Source organism: Neisseria sp. HMSC068C04 (assembly GCF_001810105.1).
Taxonomy (GTDB): domain Bacteria; phylum Pseudomonadota; class Gammaproteobacteria; order Burkholderiales; family Neisseriaceae; genus Neisseria; species Neisseria flavescens_B.
Genome location: NZ_KV799930.1, coordinates 1 through 23,126, shown reverse-complemented (window position 1 = coordinate 23,126; position 23,126 = coordinate 1). Strand labels below are relative to the sequence as shown.

20 protein-coding genes and 1 pseudogene are annotated in these 23,126 nt (G+C 47.2%); 9 read left to right on the top strand and 12 right to left on the bottom strand.

Annotation, left to right across the window (positions count from 1 at the left end):
• Positions 1–150 precede the first annotated feature (150 nt).
• From HMPREF2700_RS04830 to HMPREF2700_RS04770, 12 genes are all read right to left on the bottom strand, one after another.
• A complete protein-coding gene (locus HMPREF2700_RS04830) occupies positions 151–1,386 on the bottom strand; it encodes a type VI immunity family protein (protein WP_070590638.1) in 1,236 nt (411 codons plus the stop codon).
• A gap of 17 nt (positions 1,387–1,403) precedes the next feature.
• The gene (locus HMPREF2700_RS04825; RefSeq protein WP_070590635.1) at positions 1,404–1,841 is read right to left on the bottom strand and encodes a hypothetical protein; all 438 of its coding nucleotides are present in this window, start codon (positions 1,839–1,841) and stop codon (positions 1,404–1,406) included.
• A gap of 215 nt (positions 1,842–2,056) precedes the next feature.
• On the bottom strand, positions 2,057–3,031 hold the full coding sequence (locus tag HMPREF2700_RS04820) for a type VI immunity family protein (RefSeq protein ID WP_070590633.1): 975 nt from the start codon (positions 3,029–3,031) through the stop codon (positions 2,057–2,059).
• A gap of 1 nt (position 3,032) precedes the next feature.
• Entirely contained in the window at positions 3,033–3,299 is a 267-nt protein-coding gene (locus HMPREF2700_RS04815; protein WP_070590630.1) for a hypothetical protein, read from the bottom strand.
• 80 nt (positions 3,300–3,379) lie between these two features.
• Positions 3,380–4,462, bottom strand: coding sequence for a tetratricopeptide repeat protein (locus HMPREF2700_RS04810; protein WP_070590627.1), 1,083 nt, complete (start codon positions 4,460–4,462; stop codon positions 3,380–3,382).
• A gap of 261 nt (positions 4,463–4,723) precedes the next feature.
• The gene (locus HMPREF2700_RS04800) at positions 4,724–5,218 is read right to left on the bottom strand and encodes a DUF3304 domain-containing protein (protein WP_083303951.1); all 495 of its coding nucleotides are present in this window, start codon (positions 5,216–5,218) and stop codon (positions 4,724–4,726) included.
• Positions 5,219–5,855: 637 nt separating this feature from the next.
• On the bottom strand, positions 5,856–6,473 hold the full coding sequence (locus HMPREF2700_RS04795; protein ID WP_070590618.1) for an NAD(P)H-binding protein: 618 nt from the start codon (positions 6,471–6,473) through the stop codon (positions 5,856–5,858).
• Between the two features lie 92 nt (positions 6,474–6,565).
• Positions 6,566–8,386, bottom strand: a complete 1,821-nt coding sequence (hutW, locus tag HMPREF2700_RS04790; protein WP_070590615.1) for a heme anaerobic degradation radical SAM methyltransferase ChuW/HutW — start codon at positions 8,384–8,386, stop codon at positions 6,566–6,568.
• A gap of 274 nt (positions 8,387–8,660) precedes the next feature.
• Positions 8,661–9,386, bottom strand: a complete 726-nt coding sequence (locus tag HMPREF2700_RS04785) for an ABC transporter ATP-binding protein (RefSeq protein WP_070590614.1) — start codon at positions 9,384–9,386, stop codon at positions 8,661–8,663.
• A 46-nt stretch (positions 9,387–9,432) separates the two neighbouring features.
• Positions 9,433–10,374, bottom strand: a complete 942-nt coding sequence (locus HMPREF2700_RS04780; protein ID WP_070590610.1) for a FecCD family ABC transporter permease — start codon at positions 10,372–10,374, stop codon at positions 9,433–9,435.
• 142 nt (positions 10,375–10,516) lie between these two features.
• On the bottom strand, positions 10,517–11,308 hold the full coding sequence (locus tag HMPREF2700_RS04775) for a heme/hemin ABC transporter substrate-binding protein (RefSeq protein WP_070590609.1): 792 nt from the start codon (positions 11,306–11,308) through the stop codon (positions 10,517–10,519).
• Positions 11,309–11,381: 73 nt separating this feature from the next.
• A complete protein-coding gene (locus HMPREF2700_RS04770) occupies positions 11,382–13,580 on the bottom strand; it encodes a TonB-dependent hemoglobin/transferrin/lactoferrin family receptor (RefSeq protein ID WP_070590606.1) in 2,199 nt (732 codons plus the stop codon).
• A 604-nt stretch (positions 13,581–14,184) separates the two neighbouring features.
• Here HMPREF2700_RS04770 and HMPREF2700_RS04765 point away from each other — a divergent pair.
• From HMPREF2700_RS04765 to HMPREF2700_RS04725, 9 genes and pseudogenes are all read left to right on the top strand, one after another.
• Positions 14,185–17,370 (top strand): annotated as a pseudogene (locus tag HMPREF2700_RS04765) (TonB-dependent receptor).
• 282 nt (positions 17,371–17,652) lie between these two features.
• Positions 17,653–17,871 (top strand): hypothetical protein, encoded by a 219-nt coding sequence (locus tag HMPREF2700_RS04760; protein WP_070590604.1) that lies wholly within the window; start codon positions 17,653–17,655, stop codon positions 17,869–17,871.
• On the top strand, positions 17,868–18,764 hold the full coding sequence (locus tag HMPREF2700_RS04755) for a rolling circle replication-associated protein (RefSeq protein WP_070590600.1): 897 nt from the start codon (positions 17,868–17,870) through the stop codon (positions 18,762–18,764). The genes HMPREF2700_RS04760 and HMPREF2700_RS04755 overlap by 4 nt, the downstream gene beginning before the upstream one ends.
• A gap of 5 nt (positions 18,765–18,769) precedes the next feature.
• Positions 18,770–19,039 carry a hypothetical protein gene (locus HMPREF2700_RS04750; RefSeq protein WP_070590597.1) on the top strand — a complete coding sequence of 90 codons (270 nt, stop codon included), beginning with the start codon at positions 18,770–18,772 and terminating at the stop codon, positions 19,037–19,039.
• A gap of 94 nt (positions 19,040–19,133) precedes the next feature.
• On the top strand, positions 19,134–19,358 hold the full coding sequence (locus tag HMPREF2700_RS04745) for a hypothetical protein (protein WP_070590594.1): 225 nt from the start codon (positions 19,134–19,136) through the stop codon (positions 19,356–19,358).
• Between the two features lie 8 nt (positions 19,359–19,366).
• Complete coding sequence (locus tag HMPREF2700_RS04740) at positions 19,367–19,669, top strand: hypothetical protein (RefSeq protein WP_070590592.1); 303 nt, start codon at positions 19,367–19,369, stop codon at positions 19,667–19,669.
• 15 nt (positions 19,670–19,684) lie between these two features.
• Positions 19,685–21,466 (top strand): IgG-binding virulence factor TspB family protein, encoded by a 1,782-nt coding sequence (locus tag HMPREF2700_RS04735; protein ID WP_070590589.1) that lies wholly within the window; start codon positions 19,685–19,687, stop codon positions 21,464–21,466.
• Position 21,467: 1 nt separating this feature from the next.
• The gene (locus HMPREF2700_RS04730) at positions 21,468–21,746 is read left to right on the top strand and encodes a DUF2523 family protein (RefSeq protein ID WP_049336528.1); all 279 of its coding nucleotides are present in this window, start codon (positions 21,468–21,470) and stop codon (positions 21,744–21,746) included.
• Positions 21,747–21,757: 11 nt separating this feature from the next.
• The gene (locus HMPREF2700_RS04725) at positions 21,758–22,927 is read left to right on the top strand and encodes a zonular occludens toxin family protein (RefSeq protein ID WP_070590586.1); all 1,170 of its coding nucleotides are present in this window, start codon (positions 21,758–21,760) and stop codon (positions 22,925–22,927) included.
• The last annotated feature ends 199 nt before the right edge of the window (positions 22,928–23,126 follow it).

The window sequence follows — 23,126 nt, the reverse complement described above, 5'->3', positions numbered from 1 at the left end:
GCTGTCGGGGAAAAAGGAATTTTGCAAAGGTCTCTTGTTGTTAAAGTCTCCGATTATTTCAATAAGTAATTTGTCCAAGACTTTGTTCAGGGATTGCTTCGGTGTTATTTTTTATAACCCACCTGCCGACAGATGGTTTATAGCCTGGCTTTACCATATAGGTTTTCTACGCAACGGCTCGTCATGGTCTCCTTTGACCAGTTCCCAAATGGTCAGACCCATTTGGGGGCCGAGAAGTGCTTTTTGCGTTCTCTCACCCTCTCCTTCGGGGAAGATTTCGCCTTTATTGAAATGGCGGGTTTCGCCGTTAAAGCTGGTAATTTTCCATATGCCCGAAATCGGGACAGGCTCTTCCTCGACACCGATGATTTCTTGCGGTGCTTGGGTGTAGATCTTCTTGCCGTCTTTTTCTTCCACTTCCCAGCCGTCCCATCTTCTCGACCAATAATACATCTGTTCTCGGGTAATGCCACCCATATTCTCACGGGGGTATTTTTCACGTATCGGTTCTAAAGCGCGGTTTAGCGCAATGTAGTCCAAGGGTAAATCTTCGTGGATATCTCCGGTTTCAGGCAAGTTGCCAATTTTGAAAACTTTGATACCTGCTATATCACGCATCTTAATATCGGGATGATTCGCTAAAACAGGCTCTATCCTGCCTGCCGGCAGCTGTCCGTAAAGTTCTCTGCCGATTAATGTGTACCAACTGATACTGCGTATGTTGTATCTATAAAACGTTGACAGATAATCAGTCGTAACCGGAATCAGACCGAAATTCTCGCGACACACCCCGTATTCGTACGGTGCACCGTCGTAATAGTTATGCGGTGGAATTGCTGCCAGACCGATATAGCCGTGGAACACATCCAGCTTCTCTGCAATCTTGTCGACAAACTCATCCAGTTTTGCCAAATCTTTGGGGGAAGACAAAATTTCCAGTGGCAGGTTAAAAAGTAGGGTGCCTAGCGGCATATGGGCTTCATTAACCAAACCTGCGGCAATAGAGGTAATGTCGAAATAATAGGATGCGCTGGTATCTGCATGCTCACTTTGCATTCCCCACATCACCTCTGGCGGATTTTCCTCCCGATTGTCCAACCACCGGTAGATTGTATCCCGTTCTTTCAGATATGATTTTTCGGTCAGTTTGACTTTTTTAATATCCCTATGGCCTCTTTCGTGCCAAGCTATTGTCAGCTTGTCTTTCGCCCATTCGTAATAGAAATCCATCAGAGCGGTTAAGGCATCGGCGACATCATCACGGGTATTAAAATAGATTGCGCCACGTATGCCCAGTTTCAACAGGGTAAAGCCATGTTCGTTGTTGCGTTTGGTGCGGTCGGCGGTATAGTGGATGGCGATGAGTTTCTTTTCGGTATCATTCATGGATTTTCCTTGCTTAATTAAAATGAAGATTTGTATCCGGCGGCGCAACTGTTGCGGGCTTCTTCTTTGCTGGTAATAATTTCCCCATTACAACCTACTATGGTTACATGAGGACTGGCATCATACTCTTCTTTACTTGCATCTCTGATATATGCAACTTGATCAATGGTATAAGTATTTCCTTCCACAACAGGTATTCCTTCTTTGAAATGAAATAAGGTATAGCCCAAGTCAAATTGATGAAGGATTTCTATTTTCTTCTCAACAGCCTCTTCTATTTCTTCATCAGTAAAATCAATAGTCTCAGCATTTGCACTGCTCCATAGGCCTAATCCAGCTGCCACAACGGAGCCGCTTCTCACAATATTTAATCCTAGTTGTGGTGCGCGGGCAGCCATCGCTAAAAGCGACAGAACGGCAGGAAGCATTTCTACAATGACAGGTAAATTCTGCATTCATATTGGCATCTCCATCATACTTTTTCTTCATTTCATTGGCGTAATCATCAAGCTGCTTCAAAAGGATTTGATGTGTGATGAAATATCTCAAATATAACGACTATAGCTGTCAAATAAGGCAATCACCATTGCTAAAGAGGCCGTCTGAAAGTTTCAGACGGCCTTGATAAATGCCGTTTTTTTTAACTTAGCTTACGCTTGAGACTGAATAATTAAAACTCTGAAGCCACCAGTACACTGCCTCCGTCGTCCCGCTTGACCAAACGCCAAACACAATAACCTTTCCCAATTTCCGTTGTGCCGTTTAGAAGGTGCTTGTAATACTCTCCCCTTTCGGGTAAAACTTCACCTTCTTCAAAATGTCGTTCTATCGCATTCTCAAGATCGTCCGGTACCCACATCCCGGCATAAGGTGCTTCCAAAGGTCTCTCACGGTAAACAGGCATCAGTTCCTGCTTCGTCCCTTTAGGATCAAAAATCCCGTTTTCAAAATTGGCATTATCCCAACGATGCAGCCAGTAATAGCCCTGGGAAGCTGAGTAGCGGTTTTTGCCGTTGCCGAAAGCAGTATGTAATGAGTCGTTCAGCTTTTGCGTCAGTATCGGCCGCATCAGGTTGTTCACGACCAGGTAATTAATAGGCAACGGTTTGGTTTTATCTCCCAAGTCGGGAAACTTCCCTGCTTTGAATACCATGGTGCCGTTATAGGTCTTCAGCGTAATGTCCGAATAATGGTTTAAAACGTTTTGGATTTCCATACGGTTCAGTTTATCTTGGAACGCCTTGCCGACAAGGGTATACCAGCTGACGGACTTAATGCCCTCGTACCAGAGAGAGTCATCATGTCCACCTGAGTCGGGTGTTACCCCCCAATAGCGTTTGGTCACGGAATATTCGTAAAACTGGTATTTGTGGTAGGCGTAGGGCAGGACGATGCTCAGTCCGGCATAACCGTGGAAAATATCAAAGTGCTTGCACAGATACTCTATCCAGCTTTCGTACTCGCGACGTTTTTCCGAGGAGGACAAAAAAGACAGTGGAAAGGTAATCCTGAGATAGGACAGGTCATCAACTCCGCCTAAGGGGTGAGCGGATAGGGTTTTGATTTCATATTCCGCCGCCCTTTTGGAAGGACCGGAGTTCAGCACGCCCTGCAAGCTTTCCCCCTGTTCGGCATTTTGAATCATTTTATCGATTTTTTTTTTGAAATGCGTTCGGATTGATACGGGCAAAACGGCGCATCCCGTCCCAAAAGTGTGTTTTCAAATACCCATGGTACTTTGAATAAAAGCGTTCGAAAACTTCCAGCGTCTTGCGTTGTCCCGCTACCGAACCGCCGCCCGTGTAGTAGATCAATATGGTCAACCCCAGACGGGCGTTGATATTGTAGTCTTCGTCATACATCAGGATTTCATCGGCTTCCCGTTGCAGGGATTCATAAAGTTTTTTTGTCATGTTGCCCCTATTCTGGCGTTTCTTACATTTAAGGCCGTCTGATAGTATCCCTTCCAGATTTCAGACGGCCTGTTCTTGATTTACTCTTTACGCGGTGGCCAATAGACCTCTTCTTTTTTGACGATACCGCGTTTAAGGATATCCGCAGCTAAGGCAGCGGTATCGGGCGGATTTTGGTAGAACGCCGCGTCTTCCTTACTCATTGCAGAGTAGATGCCTTTCCAATGGGTTTTGGCGGGAGGCAGTGGCAGAACCTCGTCCAGACGCGGGAAGGTATAGAAGATATTGCCGCTGGTAGTGTCCGTGCCTTGAAGTGCTACATATAGTTCATGATAGGCTGCTATTCGAACGGGGTCGGCAGGGATAGCGGAAAATTCCTGCATAAAACCTTTTGACTCCCCAAAAATGTCTGTCAATATTAAAGCTGATATTCCCCCTTTTTCGCCTCCATACCGTACGGCATTGTGCATCAGTGACAGTGCCTCATCTAATTTGCCGTTCATTGCCTTCAACATCCCCAATTCATACATTGCCGCTGAAAATTTCTGCTTGGCGGCACAATCAAGCAACACTTGAGTGGTTTTTAAATCTTTGAGCTTTATATCGTAAATCCGTGCCAATTCATACTGCGCCAACGGGACGCCTAATTCCACTGCCTTTTGCAGGTAGGCTAGGCCGAGTTTCGGGTCGTAATAACCTGCATGACCGTCATACAAGGAGTCAAACAGCCAGTAGTATGCTATTGCCCAATCCTTCTCCAAGCCGTAATGCAACCATTTGCGGGCGCGGTCGGGACGTTGGTCAAACAAATCCCCCATCGCTCCTTGGGTGCCGGTGTAGAGCAGGTAGAGATTGTTGATGGCACGGTAATGTCCGCGACTTGCCGCCGCTTCGTACAGAATCACCATATCCTGCAACTCTTGTGCGGTTCTGCGCCAACTTTGGGCATGGAGTAAGGTTGCTGCCCGATACCATTGCTCGGCTTCGGCATCAGTGTCGGACGGCGGCGTCCAAGTGGCGCAGGTGTATTGGGTACGGTTGGGATCGAATGCCTTGGGTGCAGGATGGGTTTGGGTGTAATCGCGGTCAGATTGGGACGGTGAAGCTGAACCGCAGGAAACCAGCAGGGGGATAAGTACGGAGATAAAAATAAATTTTTTCATGGTATCGATTCGTTTGTTTTAAGGCCGTCTGAACATAGGACTTCAATAAAGTTATGCTGTCAGGGGCTGGTTACTGTGAGGAGCTTTGCCTGAATACAGAAACCTGTGCCGGATAATATTTTATATAACACAAGCTTCCCCTTATTCCTTTGTTCACCCTTCCCGCTTTTTTGCAACGAGGACTGTCTCGTGGGCGTTCTATCAGTGGAGAGACAGAAAGGATTAAAGGTAGCCAGGTTTACCCAACTCTTTCTGTGCATATTACTCAACTGCATGGCGCTTGCCGATTTTCTTTTTCCGTTTCGGGTCGTCATCTTGCGGCCATCCATAAGGATACTCTGGGTAATCAGGCGTTTTAGCTGTCACAAAAGTTTTGATTGAATCATTAGGAAAGAAGTGTATTGCCAAATAAAATAAATCTTTATCCTCATATTTTGGAAGTTTGACAAATGCCCGTTTCGGATTTGTATAGGTTTCGTTATTACCCGCCCATTGGAAAAAAATAGTGTAATTGGGGTCCCATTTATCGGGTACACGCCATGCACTACCTGAAGCAGTATTGTATGTAGCCACCTCGTATCCGCCTCCTCCATACCCCAACTCCCACCCTTTCCAGTCTTTTTTAGTGGCATCGGTCATATTGAAATTGATGGCCTTGGAGGTATGGTTATATATTTCTACGGGGAGCACAACGGTATTAGGATGGCTGCTGCATGCTGCCAACAGGCACGTCAGCAATAAGATTGTTCTGTTCATATTAACTGTAGGTATTTAAAAGTTTTTTTATCAAAATCGTTTTTATAATGTGGGCAATATTGCATCTCAGGACTTCAAAGCTTCCTTCTTATGAAGTATGACAATGAATTTGATATGGTATCTGTGATCGTGCCGATGGTAAAGGGAAAGGGATGAATGGGATGAAGGCCGTCTGAAAGGCAGTATGTTGAGGAATTGAAATCTTTACCCTGCCCTATTCCATTACGCCCATAATGAGTGATAAAGTGACGACAGTTATAGTAGGAAGATTTTAGAAGTACGATATAAAGGATATTGCCTGTATACCCAAGAATAAAGTACCATAATAGCTACTCTCAAGGAGTATCATTAACTCTCAGTTAACAATCAGGAACAAAAAGCGAATTTAATGTAGGAATAGAGAAAACATCCTTAATTTATATTATGTTAAATTCATAAGCCTAATATTTTTAATTTGCTAGTTCCTGTTTCTCTTAATTCTACAATTACTTACAGAATTCAAAAATAAAAAGGCCGTCTGAAATTTTCAGACAGCCTTTTATTTATATCTCCCAGCCTTTTCTCAGCAAATCCTTTATTGTTTGCAATTACCTACTCCAACTTTAACAATGGAAAGTGGGCAATCTACTCAATCCGTTTATGCCGCACCAACGCTATACGTTTCACCCTTGCTGTCCGCTTGGCCGACAATAGCAGCAACGGCAGCAGCCAAGCCGTTGCGCGTCATGTATTTTTGTGGAATTTCTTGGGCATTTTGTGTCAAGGTATAGGCATTATCTTCGCCATCGGCAAGGCCGCAGGGGCGCAAGATGGTCCAATTCAAACCGCTTTGTTTGAGATAAATTTCGGCCTCCGTTTTGGCACGGACGGCTTCACCGAGTGCCTGTTTGAACGGCTCGCTCATCATGTCCCATTGTTCACCGCAGCCCATGCTGGAAATCAGTACAAAGCGGGCTTGCGGATTGGCGGCTTTCGTAGCGGCAATGATGTTGATATTGCCCAGCGCATCGCTGCGGATGCCCTCTTCGTTTTTGCCGCCGACAAAACTGATCACGGTATCGGGACGATATTGTGCCAACGCTTTATCGAGCGCGTCGGCATCAAGCGCATCGGCGACGACGGTTTGGATATTGTGTTCGGCAAAAAAGCTGTCTTCAGACGGCCTTCTCAATACGGCGACGGTATCGGCTGAGTCAGTCAATGTGCGGATATAGGCGCGGCCGGACGGGCCGTTGGCTCCGAAGATGAGTTGCATGTTTGGGGTTCCTTTGTATGGTAGATGTTTGTTGTTAGAAAATCCGCTCCTCTGTGCAACAAGGAACGGATTATCAGGCCGTCTGAAACCGTTTAAACGGCATCAAACAGTTTGCGCATGGCTTCGATTTGGTGTTGTTTCAACTCGCCTGCTTCATCACGGCCGACGAAAATTTTAAACATGGCTCCGCCGTTGCGGTTGATAAAGTTGAGCGAGCAAGTGGCTTTACCCATAAACGGGCGTTCCAAAAGGTAGATGGAGGCGCAGTTTTCGTAATAGATATGACCGTGTACGCCGCCATCGGTTTCGGGATGGTCAAAGTTGTAGAAACCGCGGCCGACTTTGCCGTTAGGCAGTTTGCCGCTGACTTCGACGATGGCATCGGGGGTGTGGGCGATGAAGGTAACGGATTCATCCCATGCGGCAACGGCTTGGAGGATTTCGACTATGCGGCTGCCTTCGGTTTGGCGCACGTTCTCTTCTGGCAGACAGCGGATAACGTCTTCAAAACTGCATTGGTTTTGCGCTGCCAGCATTTCCAGTACTTGGCCGGGATTTTTTTCCAATGATTGACGCAACATGGTTTGTTGTTCGGCTGAAAGTTTTTGCATGGTTTGATCCTTTTCTTGAGTCGGAAGAGTGAGCATGAGTTTGCGGATAAGGGTGGGCGACCAATAACGGCCGCTGGTATTCAAACGGATAATGCCGTCTGAATCGGGTTCTTTAAAAAGCTGCATTTCCTGCCATTGGACAATCAGCTTTTGCGCTGCTTTGTTGCCGTCAAACAATAATGGATTCAGACGGCCTGTTTCAATATCATGCTGGACTTTGCTGAGCAGTGCTTTATTTGGACTATGGCCGCTCATAAATGCGATGTTTTTCTCGCCTTTCGGCGTGGCGAGATAACTCTCCAAATCGCCCTGCACCTGATAGCTGAAACCGCCGAAGTTACCGCCTGCGCCGGAGCCGAACGCCAAACAGGGAATGTCCGATTTGATCAGGGTATTGTAGCGGTTGCGCTCGCCGCGGCCAGGATAGGCGAAGTGGCTGTTGCTGACCTGTTCCCAGGCCTTTTCCAGCAGTGTTTCAACCGTGTAGGCATATTGGTCTGCCTGAATATCGAAACCCGGCGGTGTCGGAAATGCACCTTTTTCAATCATGCGGTTGATGGGCAGCATGGGATAAAGATTGAACGCATACGTATCCAAACCGGACAGCGGCAGCTCGGTGGAGCGGGCAATGTCGTTTTGCCAAACTTCATCGGTTTGATTGGGCAGGCCGAACATTAAATCGGCCACAATCACGGCATCGAGTTCGCACAGTTTTGCCAAATATTCAAACGCCTCGTCGCCGCTGTGTTTGCGACCGAGACGGCGGCGGATGGCGGTATTGAAGGTTTGCACGCCGATGGAAATGCGGTTGGCGCCTGCTTCGATGCAGGCCTGTGCTTTTTCCAAATCGAAATGACTCATACGCCCTTCGATGGTGAACTCGCAGTCTTCGGCAAGCGGCAGATATTGGTAGCAGGCACGAATCAGACGGACGAGGTCTTCCGTAAGCAACGCGGTCGGCGTACCGCCCCCGAAATAAACGGCTCGGATTTTGCCCTTGCCTGTACGGACTTCGGCTTCAGCAGCCATTTCTTCGATAATTTTGTCGGTGTACACGCTGCTTTGGCTGTCCTTCCACGCATTACGGTAGAAGCCGCAAAAAACGCAATGGTTGGCGCAAAATGGAATATGCAGATAAGCAAGCGCGTCCACATCGGTAGCATGGGGAAGCTTTTTCTTCCAAATGTTCTGCCACTGGGGGCGCGGCATTGGGACACCACCCCAAACAGGCATTAATGCCTGACGTTCGGGAAATGCCTTGGGCGCGGATTGTTTCGGAGTCCAAACAAGCTGCTGTACCATGATAATGATTAATAAAAATTATTAATAAGATTTATATATTAAATAACCATCATCATTTCCTTGTCAATATTTTTGCGTAATTAAAAATTAGTATTATTTTAAAATATTGTATTCTATAAATAATAAAATGTATTTCTATTTGATGAAAATCGGCATTTTACTTGTGAAATGCGCAAAATTTGGTTCTTCAAGTCGGGAACATCCTCCCATCTCGTTTCATTTTTGAACGATAAAATAAATTTTCTTTATCGTTTTTCAGACGGCCTTTGGGCGTTCAGCTTCTGAAATAAAACCCTGCTTCATCTTCGCAACGGCGTATCTGCCAACCATAAACCGATTCAAGCAAGTCGGGGCGCATCACTTCGCCCACCTTGCCTGATGCCACTACTTTTCCCTTATTCATCAAAATAATATGTTCCGCATAACGCGCGGCGAGGTTTAAATCGTGCAATACCATCATTGATGAGGCACGGTTTGAATGCCCGACCAAATACTGCATCAGGCGGTGTTGGTGGCGGATATCGAGATGGTTGCACGGTTCGTCCAAAAGCAAGACCGGCGCGTTTTGCAACAGGGCGCGGATGATGTTGGCACGTTGTTGCTCGCCACCTGAAAGCTTGCCGATGCGCTTATCCGCCAACACCATCAAATCAAAATAATCGAGTAACTCGTCCGCCCATTCATGGTTCAGACGGCCTTTTTGTACGAATGACGCCAACGCAATGTATTCGCGTACGGTCATCGGCATGTTGTAACGGCCATGCTGTCCGACCCATGCCACCCTGCCCGCGCGGATTTGCGGCGCAACGGCCTCACCGAAAAGCGTGATTCCCCCCTGCCCTGTTTGCCCGATTAAGGCCCGCAGCAAAGTAGATTTGCCTGCGCCATTCGGGCCGATAATGACGGTCATGCCCGAAGGTATATCCAGTTGATCGATTTCAAGCAGGGTTTTGTCTTGGACGCGGACGGAAAGATTACAGATTTGAAATAAGGTGTGCATGGCAAAAGATATGGGGCAATAAAGTTTCAGACGGCCTGTCTAGGCATCAACGGCTTTTCAAAGGCTTGATAAACAAATACATAAAAAACGGTCCGCCCAATAAGGCAATCACGATACCGACCGGCAGATCGACAGGGTATGTCAGCCAGCGCGCCGCGCCGTCCACCACCATCAAAAACACTGCACCCAACCAAGCCGACAGCGTAATCAGTTTGCGGCGGCTGCCACCGACGGTTTGCGCCAGCACATTGGGGATCATCATGCCGAGAAAACCGATGATGCCCGAAAGCGATACCGCCGCCCCCGTCATCAATGCCGCGCCGATTACGGTTTGCACACGCAAAGCCCCAACTGATACCCCCATACTGGCAGCCGTGTCTTCCCCCGTCATCAAAACGTCCAGCCGCCTGCCTGCGGACAACAAAATCAGAAAACCGGGCAACATGATCGCGATTGCCGCGACAGGCGATGAGAAACCGGCTTCGGCAAGGCTGCCCGACAGCCATGTGGTTGCGCTGCGCAATACCAAATCGTCAGACAAAAACAAAATCATGCTGACCACCGCGCCCGAAAACGCGCTCAATACAAACCCCAACACCAGCAATCCCAAAGTACCGCCGCCGAGCAGTTTGTGCACCGCCAAAATCAGCAGGCACACACCCAATGCACCGAGAAAAGCCGCCGCCGGCACACCCATCGCGCCACCGCCCAAAGCCAATAGCACAATCACGCCCAAGGCCGCCCCGCCCGATGTCCCGATCAAACTCGGATCGGCCAGCGGGTTTTCAAATAAAGCCTGCAATGCCGCACCCGAAGCGGACAAACCGGCTCCAACTAAAAGCGCGGTATAGATGCGCGGTAAACGGATTTGGCGGACGGTTTCATCCATCGCCAACGGCGACTCCCACGCACCAAAACCGATGCCGCAGCACAAATAAACGGCGGCGGCAGTAAGCAGCAGGCAGAGGGTAAGGGTATGCGGTTTCATGACATCATGCGGTTTAAGCGGATTGAGGGACGATTTCAGACGGCATTTTTAAGACAGCCGTTTTACTTCCTCCTCAATAAGAAGGAACAAATCAAGGCCGTCTGAAAACAAAAATCAGGCAGGCTTTTCAAATCAGGCGCGTTTATTTCGCCAAACCGTGTAAACGCTGAATCACTTGTGGCGTATCCAGCCCGTAACGGAACATATCGTTGGCCTTCCACAAATAAATCTTGCCGTTTTTCGCCGCAGGCGAGCCGGCGATTTCGGGGCGTGCGGCAAAGGTTTTGACGTTGCCTATCATGGCAGTGTTGTGGTCGGCAATAATGATGATGTCGGGTTTGGCCGCAATCCATGCCTCACGCGTCATCGGTTTGAGGCCGTCAATGGCGGCTGCGGCATTGATACCGCCGGCGCGGCGGATGATTTCGTCGGCGGCAGTATTCTTACCCGATACGATGCGCCCGTCGTAGCTGAAGAGGTAGCGTTTACCGCTGGAAGGCTGCTGTTTCATATCCGCCTGCCACTTACTGGCCAACTTGTCCGCCTGCGCGCTTTTGCCGATAAGCTGACCGATGTTGCGGATACTTTGCGGATAGGCGGCGATGCTGTCATCGGGCGCAACATTGACGGCTTTAATGCCTGCTTTTTGCAGGTGGGCAAAAATATCAGCAGGCTGCGCCATCCATGACCCGATGGCGATGTCGGGTTTGGCGGCCACAATCGGTTCAACCGTCAGACGGCGATGAATGCCGATACTGGGCTTGTTTTTCAACGCCGGATTTTGAACGGTCTGATCGCGGCCGACGATTTCGTCCAATGCGCCGAGCGCGGCAACAATGTCTGCCGTATCGGGGGTCAACACGACGATGCGTTGTGCGTGTGCAGTGCCGGCCAACGAAATAAGCGCAGAAAGCAGGAGGAGTTTGAATTTCATTGTTTTTTCCTTGTCGCATACTTTCAGACGGCCTGCTCATTTTCTCAGGCCGTCTGAAAACGGTTGAATCACATTAGAACTTAAGTTGTACGGTTGCGGCGAAATTGCGGCCGGTTTCGGTGTACAAGTCCATCACACTGGTACGGCTCATGCCGGCAACGTCTGCGTGCTGCCAGTATTTTTTGTTGCCGACGTTGTAGATGTTTGCGCCGATTTCGAGGTTTTTAAACGGCTTGTACCACGCGCCGACATCCCATACGCCATAACCCGGCGCTTGGAAAACAGTGTCGCTGCTGACGCGGCTGTGTTTTTTCGACCAGCGCAGCTTGGTACCCACACCCCATTTTTCCTGAGTGTAATCCAAACCCAAAACGCCGTTGAGCGGATAAGCGGAATCCAACGGTTTGCCGTCCTGCTGCTCACCGCGCATCCAAGCGATGCTGCCGGAGACTTGCCAGCCCGGCAGGAATTTGTAGGCGGCAGAAGCTTCGGCACCGTAGGTTTTGACGTGATCAAGGTTTTGATATTGGTACTGGATAATCGGGCGTCTGCCAATGGTGGAGGTACCGATTTCAGTGCGGTTGATGAAGTTGCGGTAACGGTTGTAGAACGCGGTGACTTGCGCGCGGGCACGGTCGTTTTTGAACTTCATCCCCAATTCAAAGCTGTTGGAGCGTTCGGATTTGAGGTTGGCATTGGGAATGACGGCATAGCCGTAGGTTGTATTGGCAAATGCCATGGTCGCGCTGTCAAACGGCGGCGTGCGGAAGCCTTGGGAATAAGTGGCAAAACCAGTGAACTGCTCACCCATCGGCACGCTCAGGCGCAGGCTGGGCGTAAACGCGGAATCACTGAAGCGCGTCGCCGTTCCGCCGGGATTGGCATTGAGATAGGCTTGGTCGGTCGACGTGTTCAGCTTGTCTTTTTCGTAACGCAAGGCCGGAGTCAGGACGATACCGTTGCCGAAGGTCAGGCTGTCTTGTGCGTAAACGCTGAACGTTTTGCGCTTGCTGTCGGGGAAGGTTTTATTCGGATAGGTACTGCCTGCATAAACTTTGCTGACGGCGCCGGTCAGATTGTCCACTGTCAGACTGTCGCGCGGACGGGCGGTCTCGGTATGTTTGTATTCTGCACCGGCAACAACGGTTTGTTTGACCGAGCCGTCAAACTCCCACACGCTGCGTCCGTTCAGCCCGCGTATGGTCTGATTGAAACCGTAGTCGGAATAACGGGTCGAGTTACCTAATTGGCGCGCGCCCATACGCGTAATGCTCGCATCGACAGCATCGTCTTCCGTACGCAGTTTTTGCTGATAGGCAGTCAGGTTGGCTTCTTTCAGACGGCCTTCGCCAGTGTAGCGGTAGCCTGCTTCGATACGTTGACGGCGGATACGGTCGCGAGCATTGCTCTCGGATGTTGCGATGGTTACCGGCCCGCGCGATTGCGAACCCAAGCCGTTTGCCAATACGGTATCGTTGGCGTGGTAATACTGTTCGTACAAAGTTTCCAAACGGTGGCGTTCGTTGCCGATATTGCCTTTCGCCAAGATATTGTAGGCATTGTTTTTCTGTGGATTGGTAGCAGTACGCGCAGTCGAGTAGCTGGTATCGCTGCCCATGTTTTCGGTTTCATGACCTTGGCGGCGCGTCAGCATCAGCAGACCTTCAGCGTTTTCATGGAAACCGGCGGCTGTTGCCGTCACGCCGTGGCTGCGGTCGCGGCTGCGGTAGCCGTGTTTCAAACCGAAATGCCCGCGTTTGCCCGCATCGACGAAATCACTCGGAGAAAGCGTCACCATGTTCACCACGCCGCCGAGCGCATCGCTGCCGTACAGCGCGGAATAAGGACCTTTGACAATATCGACCTGCTTGAGTGTGTCGCTTTCGACCATATCTCGTCCCGAAATCGCGCCGTTGGAGCCGCCGCCTATATAAGATTCGGGAATGCGCACACCGTCCACCATCATCAGAATGCGGTTGCCGTCTATGCCTCGGATATTGATACCGGCATGACCGCGGCGGTTGTTGTCTGACGGCACGCTGACGCCGGATTCATACATCACGATATCGTCCAAATTCTGGGCCGAGGCTTGATTCAAGGTTTTGCGTCCGATAACCGACACATTCGGCGCGGCTTTATCCAAGGTTTGCGCATTGCGGTCGGCCGTGACCACCACAGGCTCTATTTCTGCCTGAGCTACCGGCATCTGAGCCGCATATAACTGTCCGGAAAAAACCGCCCCGACTACACAGGCAATCGCTTTCTTTTTCATTACATTACCCTATTATTTGAATAATAATGGTTTGCATTTATAAAACAAATAGGTAGTTTTTGCAAGTTTAGAAACTACAAGATAGCAATAACAATCACTTCAAAAACGCAAAATATAGTATGACGTAGCGGGATAAGTAATTCATGGATCAGAGGCAAAATGCCCGACCTCGTCGGCATAGAAAATCGACCTGCCGTCAGCGACCAAAAATCCCGCATCGGCGATTAGGAGGCCGCCCCCATCATCGACAATGATCGAGAAGTACATCGCAAAGAAAAACATTTAGCTACGAAACGCCAAGTGTTTTATTCTTGAATCTGTTCCAACCACCGGTACCCGAGTGTTGCTTTTGAAATCCGAATCCAAGCCTGTTTGAAATTTTCAAACAGGCTTTTATTTGTTCCACTTATCCCTCACCCTTCTATTTACCTTAAACTCAAAAAACATTTCCATATTATTAAAAACAAGTTAGAATTTCATAAAATTATAAATAATAATCAAACTTATTTGTATTATTTTAGTCAGAGTGTAATCGCATCTATTCAGTCTGTCTCATTCAGACGGCCTTACCAATCAAGTTATATGGATACATTCTATGTAACCGATCAAAGTCACCACCCTCTCCGCCTGTATCGCCGCCATTGGTTTCGTCCCTGCCGTTTATGCTGCAGATAATTCGACAGTTATTCTCGATACCATCACTGTCAAAGGGACTCGAAATAAGGATGAAATCGGTAAAAACCGCGTTTATACCCGCGAAGTCGTCAATCTTTACAAAGGCAAAAACGAAGTCGAAACCTTCAAGGGCAACACCGTATCCGACCTTTTGAGCGGTATGTCCGGCGTGTACAGCGGCGACGCGCGCAACAGCGGCGCGTTGGATCCCAATATACGCGGCGTACAGGGATAGGGGCGGATTCCCGTTACCATCGACGGCACGGAGCAGGCGATTACCGTTTGGCGCGGCTACGCGGGCGCAAACAACCGCAACTACGTTGACCCCAACATCATCAGCAGCGTTTCCATCGAAAAAGGCCCCTCGTTCAGCCGTGATATGAAGAGCGGCATAGGCGGCTCCATCGCCCTGAAGACCATCGATGCCGACGATATTGTCCCCGAAGGGCAGAAATACGGCTTTGAAGTGAAGGCGGAGGCTTCCAATAATTCCATCAAACAACGTGCCAATGTCTATGAAAAATCGGTCGATTATCGGACATTGGATGCGCCTGTTGTCGCACTTGGCGGTATTTGGCGGGCGATGTTGGACGATACCGACCGAATCGACCAGCGTTTCAACGGACGCAATAAATTTGGGAAGGATAAAGCCTACCGCATTGCCGCCGCCACCAAGCAGGACAATTTCGATGCCATGCTTGCCTATGCCTACCGCAGTAAAGGCAATTATTTTTCCGGTAAAAAAGGTGCGGAACGCTACGGTTACATCGGTCCTTGGACGATGGAAACGGTCAATGAATTAAACAGACGGGTTGCAGATGCCGCGGCAAGAGGCGAAAAATTTTACGGCAGTGAAAATATGTTAGGTTCACCTGACATTGCCAAGATCGGACTTTTTTATCATCCGGGCGGAGAGGTAACCAATACTTCGCTCGAAACCAAATCATGGGTAGGTAAAACCACCTTCCGTCTGCCGAACCATCAGACTCTTAAATTCGGCCTACGCCATACTGATGCTATTTTTGGCGAAATCATGCCTTCCCGCGTTATCGGTCCGATTTATGCCACGCCGGAAAACTTGAATAAGATTGCAGAATGGCCGAGGGCATGGGTTAAGCAGCGTTCCTACAATATCGATTATGCATGGAAGCCCGAGGGCAGCCGCTGGATAGATTTGAGCGCATCATTGTGGACAACCCGTACCAAATCCAAAACCAATACAGCAGGCGGTTCACCCGGCGATGCTCTGTATCAAGACAGGGTGGATAATCTGTCTCCATGGAAAACCGCCATGAATCGATGGCATACCTATGACGAAGAAACCAAGAGAATAATTGAAGAAGCAGGTTACACAAAAAAACCGGATGTCGTCGAACAGCTTCCGAATACCAACGGGCGATTCAATACCATAGAGGGCAATGCTTACTATGCCAACAATACCCGCAACGGTTTCAATTTTTCCAACCGTATGAAATTGCACGATAAACTGACGCTGACCTTAATGGGTGATTTCCAAAATGAAAAATTGAGATCCCGTAATGAGTTTGCCGAAGAGTTGCGTAATGAGGGAAGGGACAAATACCCCGAAGAAGTGGAAGAAGACAAAATCCGAGCCAATTATGAGTTGACCAATTTCGGAGAACCGCGCAACGGTAGGCGTAGGGAATGGAATCTCGGTTTCAATTTCCGGTATCAGCCGCTGAACTGGCTGACACTGACGGCAGGTGCGCGCTATACCAACTTCAAAATACAAGATCACAGTGAGCGTTTGAAAACGGGAATAGACAGTTGGGGGCAGCCTTTGATGATGAATCGTGGGATGGTTTACAAGCTGACACGTGTGGCTACCGAGCAGGAATATCGTGATTATCTGAATGCAATTAACAATGACGAATTCAATGCGGCAAGAGACAGTATCGTAATAGATGAAAGAGGGGTGGCAATATTAAATCCCACTCCCCGTTATGATGAAAACAGACCAAGGCTGGACAAGCTGGAATACTATTGGCTTAAGGACGATAAAGGACGTTTGAATCCGAGTACAAATCCAATTTTCTCTACACCTGGTTTGGTTACACCTGTGGTCAACCCCGCATACGATCCAAATAATCCTGAGAGTCCCCGTATGGTGTTGCCATATAAAGTGCTTATAGGAAATAATGAAAGGGATAATTATCTGACTCCGATTACACCTGCGGAGTTGCAGCGCGCCCGAAAACAGGGCGGTAGCGGGTGGGCTCCAGCTTTTTCCGCGACCGTCAATTTTACCGATTATGCCCGCGCCTATCTGCGCTATACCGAAACCCTGCGCTTTCCCAGCATTTTTGAGGGGACATACGGCTTCTCGACAGCGGCAGGCTCATTCGCCCGTTACGGCTACGGCTGGAAGCCCGAACACGCAAAAAACTGGGAGATCGGCTATATTCATGATTTGACAGGGTTGTTTCCGAAAATGAAAAGTGCGGATTTCCGCATCAACTACTTCCACAACAAAACAAAAAACGTCATCGACCGCGACTACAATCTCGAGTTTGAGCAGTTCGACAAATTATTGAGGACAGGCGTGGAATTGCAGACGCGTTTCGATACGGGAAAATTTTTTGGCGGATTGGGCGTACTGAGGACATTGAAAAACTGGATGTGTGATGATTCTTATGCATACAGGGATATTGATGTTGTATCAAAATATCTTCAAGAAGGAAAATTAATCAAACATCCAACCTGTAATCATGGCAGCATCACTGACGGTTATCTTGCTACGGCGATTCAACCCCGCTGGTCTATCGATGCAGATTTGGGCGGGCGATTCTTTAGCAATAAACTGGAAAGCGGCGTCCGTTTCCATTTCCACAGTAGGGTTTATCAAAACCGCAGGGCGATTTTTCAGGCATATCACGACCAAGCAGGTAATGGAAAACAGGCAGACCCCGACTATATGAGATGGCAACCTGTCGCTACATGGGATGCCTATCTGCGCTACAAAATCGGCAAGAACCTAACCGCAGAACTGGTTGGAACGAATTTGGGCAATCGCTATTATCTTGATCCAATCAATCCTACCCATATGCCCGCGCCGGGTAGGACAATCCGCATTGGGATAACTGGAAAATGGTAATGATCAATTAATCATTTTGAGAGTAAAAAGCCGTCTGAACATTGGGTTTCAGACGGTTTTTTACATGATGGCTTAGTTATGCCCTACTCTTTCATGTTATATGAAAGTTGAAGCTAACCTGCATAATTTTTATATCTTCTGCTTTGGAATCAAAAAGGCTGCTTGAAAATGAAACGTCTATATTTCAGACGGCCTTATATATTGCACTCCGTTAAGGGAGTGTAAATTACAAACCAAACCCCTTGACAAGTTCCGATTAGCCGACTTTTCAAGGGGTCTGAAATGTCAAAATTTGCCTACTACACAATTACACCGCAACCCGAAAAAAATCCCGTTGCCTACATCTTCCGCCTGTTTTCCGAGACCTGCGGAACCATGGATTGCTTGGAAACCAAAGCTTTTCCTATCCGCAATCCCAACAATCCCCAAATCACTTACGGTGAAGCCGATTTATACGGTCAATTAAGCGTATCCGCACTGATGGCGGAGGTGCAATCATGAACCGTTCAGCTTCAGCAAGCGCGGAACGCGCTCTTCCTTGTCTAAATAGTAACAACTGCATTGAGACCGCAAACAGCGGCGAAATCAAGCAGTTGCCAAGTCAGTATGAAAACCGTAAAGCGGATACGCTGAACGAGTTTTCCACCTCTTACAAAAAATCTACTACTGCCCTAGAAATGAACGTCAAAGCGTTCATTGAAGCCTTTGGCCTGAACAAAGTCGGCTTTTTAACACTGACCTTTGCCGATGACGTAACCGATCCGAAAGAAGCGCAACGCCGTTTTCACAGCTTGAGAACCAACTTTCTCAAACGTCACTTTCCTGAATACGTCTGTGTCTATGAGCGCACGAAGAAAGGCCGTATCCATTTCCATCTAATCGTAAATACCCGTGTCGATATACGGCGCGGCCTGAATTTCCGCGAAATCGCCGCAGGACGCTACAGTTCTGCCAATCCAGCATTGCGCCAACTGTGGGCATTGCTCCGTGAAAACGTCCACAAATACGGTTTTGGCCGTACTGAACTTTTGCCGGTCAAAACCAACAGCAAAGGCTTGGCGCGATACGTATCCAAATACATCAGCAAACACATCAACAGCCGACTGCCAGAAGACAAAGGCTATCGGCTCGTGCGTACCAGCATGGATAAAAAATCCGTGTGGAAAGTAGCAAACAGCAATTTTGCTTTTGTGTCCAAAGGCTCGAAAGAGTGGAGACGCAAGTTAAAAAAGTGGGTTGAGCAGGTAGAAAGCTACCTGAACCGCGTAGCAGAGTGGAAATACCGCGCAGCCCTGCCCAGAATTACACAAGACAATTACAACACAGTCTTGGCCTTTGTCCTAAGCCCGAAATGGGCATTTAAAAACCGCGAAATCATCGTAAACATGGAGTAAACAGCATGAGCGAAAACCAAACCCCGAAACAAGGCTTTTTTGTAACCGCGTCATTTGACCGCGCATTTGTCAAAGAGCGCAAAAACGCAGACGGCACATACGTCAAAGTCCACTATCTCGGCCTGCTCGTCCGCAGTGAAGATGGCACGCAGCTTTGCGAAGTGCGTACAAAGAACCCTGAAAAATACCAGCATTTCAAGCGCGACCAAGTCGTAACGCTGGAAATCCACCTGCGCGCCTTTAAAGACAACGTCTATTACTCTGACGAACGTTAACGTACAAGCAAAATTCAGGGGTTGGCCGTTTCCCCTGAATCAGACCCCTAAAAACGGCCACAACATTTTTTTAACTTACTTAAAGGAAAAAATCATGAATATCATGAAACTGAAAACCGCAGCGCGTAACGCCGCTGCAACCGTAGCAGTAGCCGTAATGTCTGCTCCAGCTTTGGCAGATACAAATTTGCTTGATACAGCCTCTACAGAAATTGGCGCTCTCAAAACTGGCATTATCGCCTTCGGCGCAGTTGTAGTTGGTCTGGCCGTTGTGATTGCAACTATTTCCGTTGCAAAACGCGTAATCAATAAAGCATAAGGTTTGATATGGGATATCGAGTAGGCCAAATCTGTTATGGCACGCAGATAGAAGCTCAAAATCATGTGATGTCCCAAGTCATACCGACAATCGATAAAGACGGGGTGTTAAATCACCCTGTCTTTATTGGTTCGGCATGGGAATATCACGGAAGCCAAGTAAAGCTCAACTTTCCGCAGTGCAATAATCAAGATTTTTATGATCAGGGTAGAGAGTTGGGACAGTCTATGCTATTTGCTTTTATAGGTTTATTTATTGTCGTAGTCTGCTTAAAAGTCGTAAAACTGGCCAATATGAGAAATGACGAATAAAAGGGAAAAGGAAAAATGAATGATACCAGAAGTTTATTTTATTCTCGGCGTTTCGCCCTATGCAGTCGCCTGCTTGTGCTTGTATGTTTTGGCACTCAAGTTTTAAATCCGTTAACAGTGTTTGCAGAAGTCGGCCTTCCTCCGCCGGCACAACATCAAAACGCAGGATTCCCAAGTGACCAAGCCTTGCAACGTCGTGGCTACGATCCAAAAACAGGCATTTGGAAGGTTGATGTACAAAACAACGGCAAACCGACAGTAACTAAAAATGGCGGAAATATTAATGGTAGTCAAGGCAAAAATGTAACGGTTACAGGCCGATATGGCGAAACTGGCACGATGAACACGACTGTTAATCAAAGAGTCGGTACAGGTAGGCTTCAAACTGCTGCAAATACAGTCATTGTTGCAAATGCTGTTAACAATTCTTATACAAAAAATTATGCATCAGAAGCAGCAAAGGCGTTTAAGAACGGCAATTATTTACAAGCTGCTCATAATTCAATAATGACTTTAGGAGCTACTTTAGATGGTATTTTAGGCGGAGCAATCAGAGATATAGCAACAGGCATTGGCAATGGATTGAAAGAACCTCAACAGTATGAACAATCCCAGCGCCAAGCAGAAGCCGAAGGCAACTATCAAAAAGCAGTAGCACAAGCAGCAGCTAAAAAAGCAGCAGAAGCAGCACAAAAAGCGCAACAACAAGACCAACAGAAGAAAGAAGAACAGAAGAAAGACGAAGAAGCAAAAAAGAAAGGATTATTCAAGTATCAATTAATAGTAGAAGTCGATGGGTCATATCAAAACTATGTTTTTTATGCTCCAGATGGTTATAGATTGAGTGGTTCTGATGATAATACTTTAGACCATGCACCTGCTTATATGGGTAAATTTGTTTCATCCTACAATATTGATTTAGGTAAATACGCCTCCCCTTCAACAATTAAAGTAAATACACCGTCTGATAAGCATATTTTTGTTCGTTGGGATTCCTATAAAGAAGGTACAGTTCCAGAAGCAGAAAAAGAGAAACTCGCACAAAATCAAAGCCAAGTAAAACCTGAAGACTTCATGCTGACACAAAAAGAAATGTTAGACATTCTCAAGCGTATGCTTGAAAACAATCAGACAAACCATGCCGAGCTGATGAACCAATTGGCAAAAATGGGCGTTATGAATCAATCTGCCGAGCAAAGTACATTCAGCCCTGATACCGCACTTAGTGCGCCATACACACCTGAAGGCAGTAGCACCCCACAACAAACAAGATTCAAAATGAATCAAGACGGTACTGTGGGCGTTGATTATGTGCCACGTCCGGATTTAAAGCCAAACAGTCCAGAAGCACCGAATAAGCCCGAAAAGACAACACCGAGCAGACAAGAGAGTCCGGACACGCCAAACGCACCAAATAGCCCGAATTCGCCAAACACACCGAATGAGCCGAACAGTCCGAATAGTCCTAACAATCAACAAACGCCAAAACAACAGGAAAATGGCCTTTGTTCGATTTTCCCAAATATCGCAGCGTGTGCAGATTTGGGAGAGGTTGAAGCGCAAGAACCTGAAGTTCCCCAAAATACGATCGATATAGGCTCAATAAAACCAACTGATACCTTTAAAACAGACGGCGTTTGCCCATCTCCCAAAACTTTTGATATGGGAATTTTAGGTACTTTTGAAATGAGTTATGAGAATGTTTGTTACATAGCTTCAAAAATCAGGCCAATTTTAATTTTAGTAACCATTATTAGCTGTGGTTGGGCTGCTTATGCAGCAGTAAAGGAATTGTGATATGTGGGCAAAGTTATTAACCAGCGTATTAACGACAGTTGCAGGCAAAATCATGTCAGCGGTAGGACTAAGTTTTATAACTTATGTAGGTTTAGACGCCCTTCAAAATCAGCTTATGCAAGCCGTATCCCAACAAGTAGGCGGATTGACAGAGGATTCTTTGCAAGTGCTTTATATTTTAGGGATAGGGGTTTGCCTAAACTGGATTTTCGGCACATTCACATTTATAGCTTCGCTAAAAACAATGTCCAAACTGTCAGCGATAATGGCAAGTAAATAAAAGGGTAAATCATGCTTTATTTGATTACAGGTGTTCCCGGTTCGGGTAAAACCCTAAAAATGATTTCAGACCTTATGAATAGGTCAGACTTAAAAAACCGTCCGTTATATCTTGACGGCATTCCCGAAGTAAATGACAAAATTATTCCTAACCTGCCTATTCCAGAAGGCGAAAGTATGCAGACTTGGCACAAATGGGCGCCAACGGGTGCAATACTCGTTATTGACGAATGTCAGCGCGTATTTAGGCCACGGCCAAGCGGTTCAAAAGTCCCCGATTTTGTCGCAGAACTCGAAACGCACCGCCATAGGGGCATTGATATATTCCTTCTTACACAACATCCGCGACTAATAGACGTTAATGTCCGCAGTCTTATAGGTCATCACTGCCATATCGGAAAAACCAGTTTGGGTGTGCGCCGTATGATTGAATGGGAAAGATGCGCAAATCCAGAATCTAATAGCGATGTCGCAAACGGCGTTAAAAGCGTTTATAAACTTGATAAAAAAGCATTTGGCGTTTACAAATCAGCAGAAGAACATACGAAGATTAAGACAAAACTCAGTAAAGTAGTTTTCATCTTCCCTTTTGTCCTTGGCGTGATATTAATCTGCTGTTTTTATGTATGGCAAAGCTGGAAAGACATCAGCGCCCCGATCGAAAAACCGAAAACGGAAGTTTCCGCCTTGGCGGAAAGCCCTAAAACGGACGGTACGGCAACCGCTCCAGCGGTGGACGGAACGGACGGATTAGGGCAATACCCGAAACAAGAAACAAAGGCAGAAGAACCGCCGAAACATCACATAAGCGAGGACGACTTTAAACCGAGAATAGAAGATAGGCCGGAAACAGCGCCGATGTATGACGGAATGAATAAAGCCGTTAAAACCATGCCTTGGCCGTCCGCGTGCGTAAAAAGCGATAATGGCTGTAATTGTTATACAGACCAAGGGTCTAAGATTTCAGAAATCAGCAAAAAAACCTGTTTAAGCTATATTAAAGACGGCTTGCCCTTCAATCCTTATAAAACTAAACAAAACGAAGCATTAACGGCTGATTCAAATTCATCAGTTTCAGAAAAACCGCAAGTCTTGACAATGGGTGGAAAGAGTCCGCAGAATTTAATGTATGACGGATATGAAGAAAAAGCCCTAAGTAATGAGGGCGGAAAGGTTAATTAATGAATGCTGGCCTAGCGTTTTTTCTTGGCGTTGTTTTAACAATTATTTATTTCAAAAAAGGTATAAAAGGAATTTTCATTTTTATATTTCCTATTTTATTAATTGTAACCTTTTATATTTACAATATATTAAAGACAGTTTGAAATAATCCCACCAACCCGAACACAAGTCAGGGGGAGGACGTCCAGAAAGATTTGTA